The sequence below is a fragment of the uncultured Brevundimonas sp. genome (genome assembly GCF_947305955.1).
Classification (GTDB): Bacteria; Pseudomonadota; Alphaproteobacteria; order Caulobacterales; family Caulobacteraceae; genus Brevundimonas.
In genome coordinates, this window is sequence record NZ_CAMZFB010000013.1 from 42,546 (window position 1) to 53,013 (window position 10,468).

Below are 10,468 nucleotides of genomic sequence, written 5' to 3' on the forward strand. Positions count from 1 at the left end.
AGTATCTATGCGCGCAGTTTTGTCCAAGAGCCCGGGTGGGCCAGAGACGCTTGTCGTTGAAGATGTCATGGATCCCACGCCCGGTAAGGGCGAGGTGGTGATCGAGGTGAAGGCGGTGGGGATCAACTATCCCGACGCCCTGATCATCGAGGACAAATACCAGTTCAAACCCGAACGTCCCTTCTCGCCGGGAGCCGAGGTTGCCGGTGTGATCGATGCCGTGGGCGAGGGCGTGACGGGTGTTCGCCGTGGCGACCGCGTGATTGCGGTGCCCGGCTGGGGCGGGCTGGCCGAACGTCTGGCGATCAAGGCGAACCAGATCATCCCCATTCCGGACGGTATGGATTTCGAGACGGCTGCGGCCTTCATCATGACCTATGGCACCTCCTATTACGCTCTGAAGGATCGCGCCAATCTGCAACCGGGCGAGACGCTTCTGGTGCTGGGCGCTGCGGGGGGCGTCGGTGCGGCGGCAGTCGAGCTGGGCAAGGCCATGGGCGCGCGCGTGGTCGCGGCAGCGTCAACCAATGATAAGGTCGAGTTCGCGCTGGAACTGGGGGCCGACAACGGCCTCATCTATCCGTCGGGACCGATGGACAAGGCCGCACAGAAGGAACTGGCGGGCGAGTTCAAACTGGCGACGGGCCGTGATGGTGCCGATGTCGTCTATGATCCGGTCGGCGGCGACTATGCGGAACCTGCCCTGCGCGCCATGGACTGGAACGGGCGCTATCTGGTGGTGGGCTTCCCCGCCGGTATTCCGGCCCTGCCGCTGAACCTGACTCTTTTGAAGTCTGTCTCGGTAGTGGGCGTGTTCTGGGGCGCCGCCATAACGCGCGATCCGGCGGGCCATGCCCAGAATATGAAGGAACTGATGGCGCTCTATGCGCAGGGCAAGATCAAGCCGCGCATCTCGGGTACCTATCCGCTGGAACGATCCGCCGACGCCATCAGGGCGCTGAGCGAGCGTTCGGCCATGGGCAAGATTGTGGTGACGATCGAGGACTAGGCCTCTTCGTCACCGTCATCTTCGGCGCGCAGGCTCTCAAGGGTCTGCTTGGCCTTGTCATAGTGTCTGTCCTTGATGCTGGCCCCGAAGGTGGCCAGCACCGCGGCCAGAACAGCGGCATCATCGCTGAACCCGACGACCGCAAAGATGTCGGGGATGGCATCGACCGGCATGACGAAATAGGCCAGCGCACCCAAGAGGACCGCCTTGGCCCTGAACGGCGTTTCAGGGTCCTGGGTGGCGTACCACGCGGCGATCGCCTGTTTCGCAAAAGGGACGTGGGACGCCACGCGCCGCATCTTCGGCCAGAAATCGCGTTTGACGTGCATCGTATTCGTTTTATGGACCACGGGCACAAGAGCCTTTTCTGGATCGATGGCATCCATCGGGGATGTCGTTTTGGTTTTTGCGGGCATTACCGCTAAATCCCTTCAGCCAGTTCTGGGTTCAGAAATTTATATAGGAACGAATAGCGATGAAGCTCGACGGTTCGATTGCCGCAGTTGTCACGGGTGGTGCCAGCGGTCTGGGCGAGGGCACGGCACGTGCTCTGGCTGCCAAGGGCGTCAAGGTCGCCATCTTCGACCTGAACGAAGAAAAGGGCGAGGCCATCGCCAAGGAAATCGGCGGCGTCTTCTGCAAGGTGGACGTGACCTCGGACGAGAGTGTCGATGCCGGTTTCGCCAAGGCTCGTGCTGCCCACGGCCAGGAGCGCCTGACCGTAAACTGCGCCGGTATCGCCACCGGCCAAAAGACCGTCTCGCGCAAGAAGGACACCGGCGAGATCCGCGCCCATGACATGGCGCAGTTCGAGCGCACCGTGACGATCAACCTGTTCGGTACCTTCCGCGTCCTGTCCAAGTCGGCTGCCGGCATGGTCACGCTGGATCCGATGGAAGACGGCGAGCGCGGTGCCATCATCAACACGGCTTCCGTTGCCGCACAGGACGGTCAGATCGGTCAGGCCGCCTATTCGGCCTCGAAGGGCGGCGTCTATGCCATGACCCTGCCGATCGCCCGCGACCTGATGAACGACGGCGTGCGCGTCAACACCATCCTGCCGGGCATCATGTGGACCCCGATGATGGCGGGCATGGACCAGAAGGTTCAGGACGCCCTGGCCGCCATGATCCCGTTCCCGAAACGCCTTGGCACCCCCAAGGACTATGCAAACCTCGCCCTGCATCTGGCCGAGAACGTTTACATCAACGGCGAATGCGTCCGTCTGGACGGTGCCATCCGTCTGGCACCGCGCTAAGAACGCAAAGAAAATTCCGCGATCTTAAAAAAACGGTTGCGGATCGGAGAGGGGGCGGCTAAACGCCTCCTCCTCGACGCCGGACGGCACAGCCGTCCAACGGATGCGGGCGTAGCTCAGGGGTAGAGCATCACCTTGCCAAGGTGAGGGTCGGGCGTTCGAATCGCCTCGCCCGCTCCAGTCGAGATAAACAGAAAAAGGCCCGCCACCACGGCGGGCCTTTTTGTTTTCCGGCCCTGCCTGTGAGCGACCGAGAAATTTTCGAAAACTGTATGATTTCAGCTTTTTGCCTGTTGCCAACGGCATCGGCTTTGGCTATTCACCACCACCTCGACGCGGACGACACAGTCGTCCTGACGGATGCGGGCGTAGCTCAGGGGTAGAGCATCACCTTGCCAAGGTGAGGGTCGGGCGTTCGAATCGCCTCGCCCGCTCCAGTCGAGATAAACAGAAAAAGGCCCGCCACCTCGGCGGGCTTTTTTGTTTTCCGGCCTCCGGCAGCCGCGCCGCGATTGCATCCACGCACAGGCGGCTGACAGCGCCCTTATCCTCCGCCCCTAACCTCCGAACGACGGACATTTGTGTCTAACAGGGTATCGGCATGCGAAATTTGCCGCTGATGCGCCACACCTGCGCTTTGCATTGGTCAAAACGTGCGCCCATATGTGCAGCAGCGGTTGACCCAAAGTCAGGGTCTGCCTAAGCCCCACAGCGAATGTGCCTGTCTGTCTGGGCACGAATTTTAATGCTCAGAGGATTCCATGGCCGAAGCCTACGACGTCGTCATCATCGGTGCAGGTCCGGGTGGCTATAATGCCGCCATCCGTGCAGGCCAGCTGGGCCTGAAGGCTGCTCTCGTCGAGAAAAACCCGACGCTGGGCGGTACCTGCCTGAACGTGGGCTGCATGCCGACCAAGGCTCTGCTGCACTCGTCGGAACTGTTCGAACAAGCCAACAACGAGTTCGCCCACATCGGCATCGAAGTGAAGCCCAAGCTGAACCTCGGCCAGATGCACAAGTCCAAGGACGACAGCGTCGAAGCCCTGACCAAGGGCATCGAGTTCCTGATGAAGAAGAACAAGGTCACGGTCGTCCGTGGCTATGGCAAGATCGCCGGCAAGGGCAAGGTCGAGGTCGAAGCTGCCGACGGTTCGAAGCAGGTTCTGGAAACCAAGAACATCCTGATCGCCACGGGCTCGGAGCCGACCCCGCTGCCGGGCGTCGCTTTCGAAGAAGGCAAGATCATCGACTCGACCGGCGCTCTGTTCCTGCCGAAGGTTCCGAAGCACATGATCGTCATCGGTGCGGGCGTGATCGGCCTTGAGCTGGGTTCGGTGTGGCGCCGTCTGGGTGCCGAAGTCACCGTCGTTGAATACCTCGACAAGGTCGGCGCAGGCATGGACGGCGAAGTCGCCACCGCCTTCCAGCGCGGTCTGGCCAAGCAAGGCCTGAACTTCAAGATGTCGACCAAGGTCACCGGTGCCAAGACCTCGAAGGACGGCGTTGAGCTGACCGTCGAGCCGGCGGCTGGCGGCACTGCCGAAACGATCAAGGGTGACGTGGTTCTGGTGGCCATCGGCCGCCGTCCGTTCACCGCTGGTCTCGGCCTCGAAACCGTCGGCATCACGCCGGACCAACGCGGCTTCATCGCCAACGACCACTTCAAGGTCGCTGATGGCATCTGGGTCATCGGTGACGTGACCCACGGCCCGATGCTGGCCCACAAGGCCGAAGAAGACGCCGTGGCCGCCATCGAACTGATGGTCGGCAAGGCTGGCCACGTGGACTACGCACTGGTCCCGTCGGTCATCTACACCTCGCCGGAAGTGGCATGGGTCGGCAAGACCGAGGAAGCCCTGAAGGCCGAAGGCGTGAACTACAAGAAGGGCAAATTCCCGTTTGCCGCCAACAGCCGCGCCAAGATTAACCACGAGACCGAAGGCTTCGTGAAGGTTCTGGCCGATGCCGCGACCGACAAGGTTCTGGGCGTCCACATCTTTGGCCCGCAAGCTGGCGAGATGATCGGCGAAGCCTGCATGACCATGGCCTTCGGCGGCGCATCGGAAGACATCGCCCGCACCTGCCACCCGCACCCGACCCGTTCGGAAGCCGTTCGCCAAGCCGCCATGGGCGTCGAAGGCTGGACGATGCAGGCTTGATTTTGAGTGGGCCTAACGCGTTTCGCGTTACTTGAGGCCCGTTATTTAGTGCCCCTATCGCCCTTCGGGCTACTTGAGGGGCATTTGGTGGGCCTACCGCGCTAAGCGCTACTTGAGGCCCATAAATCGCTGAAAAGAAAACGGCGCGCTCCATGCGGGGCGCGCCGTTTTTGTTTTGTCTGCGGCTTGGGCCTTTGCCGATGCTCAGGCGGCGCATCCCTTGTTTGCCATGACGGATCGCAACTGGGCGATATGGGCCGTCACTGCTGCGTCGGCGTCGGATTTGCGGGTGGAATAGAGGCGTGGACGGTCCAGACGATTGGGCGACGCGGCGGCCTCTATGCGGGCGATGTTCTGCTGGGTCTGCAGGGCACTCTGCAGATCATCGGCAAGCTGGGCGCAGGTCTGCGCTTCGAGAGCGGTGAGCGGCTGTGCCGGTGTCATCGGATAGTAGCGCACGCCGCACGCGCCAAGAGGGAGCGCGACCGCCGCCATGATCAGCAGTCGAGCAATGGGGGATGTCATGAAGCCACTCCTTGCCTGTGTCGGACAGACTTAAAAGGAGGCGGCAACCCTTGAATAGTTAAAGCCTTGTCACCTGCTTTGGAGGGGCTTGATCAGGCCGCGATAACGGTGCGGTTCCGGCCCGAGTTCTTGGCCTGATAAAGGGCGGCGTCGGCCGTCTCGATCAATTGGTTGTAGTCGGGGTGCTCGTTGAACGCGGCCAGACCGATAGACGCCGTCACGCGCAGTTCCCCGCCGGTCGGCAGGCGTAGATCGCGACTGGCCAGCGCCTGACGCATGCGCTCGGCCACGACCTCGGCATCGTCGATCGTGGTCTCGACCAGCACGATCAGGAACTCTTCCCCGCCATAGCGGAAGACAAAGTCGCTGAGGCGGATGTTGTCGGCAATCACCTCGGCCACCTGTTTCAGCACAAGGTCGCCTGCAGAGTGGCCGTGGGTGTCGTTGATCGCCTTGAAGTGGTCCACGTCCAACATGATCACGCTGAGCGGAGCACCGGAGCTCTTGGCCAGGCTGATCTCGCGGCTGAGGATGGTGGGCAGGAAGCGGCGGTTGAGCGCGCGGGTCAGCGGGTCGCGACCGTTCTCAAGTCCTGCAACGCTCTGGAACAGGTCGTTGATCAGGAATTTGATTTCCTGAACGGTGGCTTGAAGCTCTGCCAGAGGAGCGGTCATCGGCTCGCCGCGGTCATGGGCATGGGTGACGCGCAACAGGATATCGCTGTCGATGCAGGACACCAGTTCGTCGATACCCTTGAGGCTGGGCGCACCTTCGAAAATCAGGCCCGCACGGTGCGTCAGCCACAGTCCGAAGGGCGAGGCCCCCAGACGGCCCGCCGTCAGATGGCCGTCCTCGAACATGCGGAACAGAACACCTTGCAGCCATTCGAACAGGGCCGCGATCTGGCCGTCGCGTTCATGGGCGATGTCCTGACCCAGTGCGAACAGGCGATAGGACTCATCCACCTGAGCGCGCCGCATCGAGCCCTTCATATAGGCCTCGCTCATGATGGCGATGGCCTCGTCGATCAGGCAATCGACGGCGGAAATGGCCGAGGCCAGTTCGTCGCGGGTTAGATCCTGTGCGGACAACAATTCGGCCAGCCGCATCTTCAGGACGCTGGCCCCGTGCATGACCAGACGCAGGGGCACCTTGATGCGGGCGTGGACCTCGCCGATCTTGCGCTGCTGCTCACGGAACTCGGCGGCGGCATCCCCGCTCTGGCGGAACAGGTCGACCACCCAGCGGACCAGCGAAGACTTCAGACGTTCCTCGACCATGGCCGAGCTGAGGAAGGTCAGCGCCTCCTCGTCGGTCAGCAGGACTTCATAGAACCGGTCAGCCAACTCTCCGGCATGTTGTTCGGAGAGGCTTTCAAGGGTGTACTCGACCTGTGCTGACAGGGCCGGAACAAGGCTTTGCATGCGGAACTCGGTACTGGTGGCGTGTGCCGGTCGGGGGAGGCGATCACGCTGTCGCCTGAAAGGCGCAGCTAGAAATCTACCGTTCGCCTTATGGACGAAAGCGTGACCTTTTGAGGGCTGTTATTCGGGAAGCGGGATGAATTCCAGAGAGTCCTCGGGCGGCAGGATCATTCGGCCCGCCTTCCAGTCCGCCTTGGCCTGATCGATCCGCTCCTTCGACGAAGAGACGAAATTCCACCAGATGTGACGCTTGCCCAGCGGCTCACCGCCCATCGACATGACGGTTGAGGGCTGGATGGCGGTGATGACAGGCTCGGCGTGCGGGGCAAAGACCACCATCTGTCCGGTGTGGAAGCGTTGATGGTCCACCTCCACCTCGCCCGCGGCGATATAGATGGCGCGCTCGCTATAGCCGCCAGCCTTGCCCGGACCGGGCGGGGCGGTGAAGGTGCCGCCGACGGGCAGTTCATAGTGCAGATAATAGAGCGGGCTCTCAACCGGCGTGCCCGCGCGCTCCCCGAAGGCCGCGCCAGCGACCAGACGGGTAAAGACGCCGCCGCTGCGGTCTGACGGCTGGGCGTCCTCGCCCAGATGTGTGAAGGAGGGGGCGATCTCTTCCTTCTCGGTCGGCAGGGCAACCCACGCCTGCATGCCGTGCATGGCCCCGCCCTGTGATTTCTTGAGCGGGTCGGTGCGTTCGGAATGCACAATGCCCGAGCCCGCGGTCATCCAGTTCACCTCGCCCGGAATGATCGGCTGGGTATAGCCCAGACTGTCTCGGTGCATGATCTCGCCCTCGAACAGATAGGTGAGGGTCGACAGGCCGATGTGCGGGTGAGGGCGGACATTGATGGCATCGCTGCCCGGCGCGAATTCGGCCGGTCCCATCTGATCCAGAAAGACGAAGGGGCCGACCATGCGCTGCTGGACGTGCGGCAGGATGCGCGAGACCTCGAAGCCGCCCAGATCGCGGCGGGTTCCTTCGATGACCAGTTCAATCACGGGGGGTGTCCTTGAGTTGAGCGCCGCCCAAACAACAACGCCGCCCCAGATTAAGGGCGGCGTCGGTCATTGTGCAATGTGACGTAGCGTCAGTTGACGTGAGGGGTGACAATGCTCAGCGGCAGGGTGGTCACATTCTTCACGCCGCGCGTCACGATGTGGCTGGCGCAGTCGGACACGATGCCCAGCGTCAGCAGTTTGTCGCGCAGGAATTTGTCGAAGGTGTGCATGTCCGACGTGATGATTCGCAGCACGTAATCCTCGCGGCCGGTGATGGTCGCGCACTGCACGACTTCAGGCCAGGTCTCGACGGCTTTTTCGAAGATGTCGAGGTTTTCGCGCGACGGCAGCGACAGTTTGACGATGGCGTAAACTTCGAAGTCCAGACCCAGCAGGCTGGCATCGAGCAGCGTTACGCGCTTGCGTATCAGGCCGCTATCCTCCAGTCTCTTGATCCGGCGCCAGCATGGCGAGGCCGACAGACCTACGCGATCAGCGACTTCGGCGACCGACAGTCCAGCATCCTGCTGCAGGATGTCGAGGATGCGTGCGTCGATTGGATCAAGTTCGTCGGCCAAAGGCGTTCTCCAGATTGCGATTACGCGCAATAAAATACCCTATTTGAGAGTATTGCAAGGGTATATTTGGAAGAGCGCATGGAGCGGGGCCATGCTATGCCTTTCCGAACGAGGAAACGCGTGCCGCTATAGAGGGACGGGATGCACATGAAAAACACGCCCCCACTGTCACTCCGCGTTCCGGAGCCCCACGGGCGACCGGGAGACAAGCCGGATTTTTCGCACCTTCAACTGGATGCAGCCGGCGCTGTCGAACGCCCCGAAGTCAGTACTACGCCTGCAGAAATGCGCGAGATGGCCTTTCGTCTTATTCGCGTATTGGACGATGAGGGCGTGGCCCAAGGCCCGTGGAATCCCAAGCTTGATCCGGAAACCCTGCGTCGCGGCCTGAAGGCCATGATCCTGACGCGGGCCTTCGATGACCGGATGCACCGCGCCCACCGTCAGGGCAAGACCAGCTTCTATATGAAATGTACCGGCGAGGAAGCGATCGCCGTGGCGCAGGGCATGGTCCTTAGCCGCGAGGACATGGGCTTCCCGACCTATCGCCAGCAGGGGCTTCTGATCGCGCGCGGCTATCCGCTGGCGACCATGATGAACCAGATCTATTCCAACGCCGCAGACCCGATCAAAGGCCGCCAGCTGCCGATCATGTACTCGGCCAAGGACTATGGCTTCTTCACCATTTCGGGCAACCTCGGCACCCAGTTCGTGCAGGCTGTCGGCTGGGCCATGGGCAGCGCCTATAAGGGCGACAACAAGATCGCCGCTGCATGGATCGGTGACGGTTCGACCGCCGAGAGCGACTTCCACTCGGCCCTGACCTTCGCTGCCGTCTATAAGGCACCGGTCATCCTGAACATCGTCAACAACCAGTGGGCCATCTCGTCCTTCCAAGGGATTGCCGGTGGTCTGGAGACGACCTTTGCCTCCAAGGGCATCGGCTATGGCCTGCCGACCCTGCGCGTGGACGGCAACGACTTCCTCGCTGTCTGGGCTGCGACCGCGTGGGCCGAAGAGCGCGCCCGCACCAATCAGGGCGCAACCCTGATCGAGATCTTCACCTATCGCGGTGCCCCGCACTCGACCTCGGACGATCCCAGCCGTTACCGCCCGGGTGACGAGCACGATCACTGGCCGCTGGGCGATCCCATCGAGCGCCTGAAACAGCACCTGATCAAGATCGGTGAATGGTCCGACGCGCAGCAGACCGCCGCCGAGGCCGAGGCCGTCGAGCAGGTCCGCGCCGCCGCCAAGGAATCCGAGGCCATCGGCACGCTGGGCCAGTCCCGCCCGAGCGTGAAGGAAATGTTCGAAGAAGTGTTTGCCGAACCGGACTGGCGTCTGGTCGAGCAGCGCCGCGAAGTGGGAGTCTGATCACATGGCCGAAATCAACGACAAGATTGAAGCGGACATGGTCGACCAGAAGGACGCGCCTGCGTCCGTCGCTCCGGCCAGCGGCATTGCCCCGATGAACATGATCCAGGCGCTGAATTCTGCGCTGGATAACAAGATGGCCGAGGACGCCAGCGTGCTGTCCTATGGCGAGGACACCGGCTATTTCGGCGGCGTGTTCCGTGTCACGGACCACCTGCAGAAGAAGCACGGCCTTACCCGCAGCTTTGACGCTCCGATCTCGGAAACCGGCATCGTCGGCACCGCCATCGGCATGGCCACCTATGGTCTGCGCCCCGTCGTCGAAATCCAGTTTGCGGACTACATCTATCCTGCCTACGACCAGATCGTCTCTGAGGCGGCCAAGATGCGTTACCGCTCGGGTGGCCAGTTCACCTGTCCGATGGTGATCCGCTCGCCGTACGGCGGCGGCATCTTCGGCGGCCAGACCCACTCGCAAAGCCCTGAGAGCCTGTTCACCCACATCGCGGGTCTGAAGGTCGTCATTCCGTCGAACCCGTATGATGCCAAGGGCCTGCTGATCTCGGCCATCGAGGACGAGGATCCGGTGATCTTCTTCGAGCCGAAGCGCCTGTATAATGGCCCGTTCGACGGCTGGCACGAAAAGCCGGTGTCGCCGTGGAAGGCGCAGGAACTGGCGCAGGTTCCGGCTGAAAAATACAATGTACCGATCGGCAAGGCCCGCGTGATGCGCGAGGGCAATGACGTGACCATCCTCGCCTATGGCACCATGGTCTGGGTCGCGCTGGCCGGTGCGGAACACGCCGGTGTCGATGCCGAGGTGATCGACCTGCGCACGCTGGTGCCGCTGGACATCGAGACCATCGAGGCCAGCGTGAAGAAGACGGGCCGCTGCGTCATCGTCCACGAAGCCCCGAAAACCTCGGGCTTCGGCGGCGAGCTGAGCGCGCTGGTTCAGGAACGTTGCTTCTATCATCTGGAAGCTCCCGTTGCCCGCGTCACGGGTTGGGACACGCCTTATCCGCACGCCTTCGAGTGGGAGTATTTCCCCGGCCCGCAACGGGTCGCTGACGCTTTGAAGTCTGTCATGACGGGAGGCCGCTGAGATGGGTCGTTTCGTATTCAAACTGCCTGAC

10 protein-coding genes and 2 tRNA genes are annotated in these 10,468 nt (G+C 62.2%); 7 read left to right on the top strand and 5 right to left on the bottom strand.

What is annotated here, in order from left to right; genetic code table 11:
- The first annotated feature begins 7 nt into the window (after positions 1–7).
- Entirely contained in the window at positions 8–1,009 is a 1,002-nt protein-coding gene (locus tag Q0Y42_RS05360; RefSeq protein WP_297800976.1) for an NADPH:quinone oxidoreductase family protein, read from the top strand.
- Here Q0Y42_RS05360 and Q0Y42_RS05365 read toward each other — a convergent pair.
- On the bottom strand, positions 1,006–1,425 hold the full coding sequence (locus tag Q0Y42_RS05365; RefSeq protein WP_297800978.1) for a YkvA family protein: 420 nt from the start codon (positions 1,423–1,425) through the stop codon (positions 1,006–1,008). The genes Q0Y42_RS05360 and Q0Y42_RS05365 overlap by 4 nt on opposite strands.
- 59 nt (positions 1,426–1,484) lie before the next feature.
- Between Q0Y42_RS05365 and Q0Y42_RS05370 the strand changes: the two genes are divergently transcribed.
- The 4 genes from Q0Y42_RS05370 to lpdA all read left to right on the top strand — a co-directional run bounded on the left by Q0Y42_RS05370 (position 1,485) and on the right by lpdA (position 4,426).
- Positions 1,485–2,267, top strand: coding sequence for an SDR family oxidoreductase (locus Q0Y42_RS05370; RefSeq protein WP_297800980.1), 783 nt, complete (start codon positions 1,485–1,487; stop codon positions 2,265–2,267).
- 105 nt (positions 2,268–2,372) lie between these two features.
- Positions 2,373–2,447, top strand: a tRNA-Gly gene (locus tag Q0Y42_RS05375).
- A gap of 182 nt (positions 2,448–2,629) precedes the next feature.
- A tRNA-Gly gene (locus Q0Y42_RS05380) sits at positions 2,630–2,704 on the top strand.
- 324 nt (positions 2,705–3,028) lie between these two features.
- A complete protein-coding gene (gene lpdA, locus Q0Y42_RS05385) occupies positions 3,029–4,426 on the top strand; it encodes a dihydrolipoyl dehydrogenase (RefSeq protein WP_297800982.1) in 1,398 nt (465 codons plus the stop codon).
- 204 nt (positions 4,427–4,630) lie between these two features.
- On the opposite strand, the gene Q0Y42_RS05390 is transcribed toward lpdA, so the two are convergent.
- From Q0Y42_RS05390 to Q0Y42_RS05405, 4 genes are all read right to left on the bottom strand, one after another.
- Positions 4,631–4,951: a hypothetical protein gene (locus tag Q0Y42_RS05390; protein WP_297800984.1), complete on the bottom strand. Its 321-nt coding sequence runs from the start codon at positions 4,949–4,951 to the stop codon at positions 4,631–4,633.
- Between the two features lie 92 nt (positions 4,952–5,043).
- Positions 5,044–6,375, bottom strand: coding sequence for a GGDEF domain-containing protein (locus Q0Y42_RS05395; protein ID WP_297800986.1), 1,332 nt, complete (start codon positions 6,373–6,375; stop codon positions 5,044–5,046).
- Between the two features lie 120 nt (positions 6,376–6,495).
- Positions 6,496–7,377, bottom strand: coding sequence for a pirin family protein (locus tag Q0Y42_RS05400; RefSeq protein WP_297800988.1), 882 nt, complete (start codon positions 7,375–7,377; stop codon positions 6,496–6,498).
- A gap of 89 nt (positions 7,378–7,466) precedes the next feature.
- The gene (locus tag Q0Y42_RS05405; RefSeq protein WP_297800989.1) at positions 7,467–7,955 is read right to left on the bottom strand and encodes an Lrp/AsnC family transcriptional regulator; all 489 of its coding nucleotides are present in this window, start codon (positions 7,953–7,955) and stop codon (positions 7,467–7,469) included.
- Between the two features lie 147 nt (positions 7,956–8,102).
- On the opposite strand from Q0Y42_RS05405, the gene Q0Y42_RS05410 reads away from it, so the two are divergent.
- The gene (locus Q0Y42_RS05410) at positions 8,103–9,332 is read left to right on the top strand and encodes a 3-methyl-2-oxobutanoate dehydrogenase (2-methylpropanoyl-transferring) subunit alpha (protein WP_297800991.1); all 1,230 of its coding nucleotides are present in this window, start codon (positions 8,103–8,105) and stop codon (positions 9,330–9,332) included.
- A 37-nt stretch (positions 9,333–9,369) separates the two neighbouring features.
- On the top strand, positions 9,370–10,437 hold the full coding sequence (locus Q0Y42_RS05415) for an alpha-ketoacid dehydrogenase subunit beta (protein WP_366108071.1): 1,068 nt from the start codon (positions 9,370–9,372) through the stop codon (positions 10,435–10,437).
- Positions 10,438–10,468 lie beyond the last annotated feature (31 nt).

Coding starts and splice junctions, on each gene's coding strand:
- Q0Y42_RS05360 (WP_297800976.1), top strand. CDS start 8: ATGCGCGCAGTTTTGTCCAAGAGCCCGGGTGGGCCAGAGACGCTTGTC.
- Q0Y42_RS05365 (WP_297800978.1), bottom strand. CDS start 1,425: ATGCCCGCAAAAACCAAAACGACATCCCCGATGGATGCCATCGATCCA.
- Q0Y42_RS05370 (WP_297800980.1), top strand. CDS start 1,485: ATGAAGCTCGACGGTTCGATTGCCGCAGTTGTCACGGGTGGTGCCAGC.
- lpdA (WP_297800982.1), top strand. CDS start 3,029: ATGGCCGAAGCCTACGACGTCGTCATCATCGGTGCAGGTCCGGGTGGC.
- Q0Y42_RS05390 (WP_297800984.1), bottom strand. CDS start 4,951: ATGACATCCCCCATTGCTCGACTGCTGATCATGGCGGCGGTCGCGCTC.
- Q0Y42_RS05395 (WP_297800986.1), bottom strand. CDS start 6,375: ATGCAAAGCCTTGTTCCGGCCCTGTCAGCACAGGTCGAGTACACCCTT.
- Q0Y42_RS05410 (WP_297800991.1), top strand. CDS start 8,103: ATGAAAAACACGCCCCCACTGTCACTCCGCGTTCCGGAGCCCCACGGG.
- Q0Y42_RS05415 (WP_366108071.1), top strand. CDS start 9,370: ATGGTCGACCAGAAGGACGCGCCTGCGTCCGTCGCTCCGGCCAGCGGC.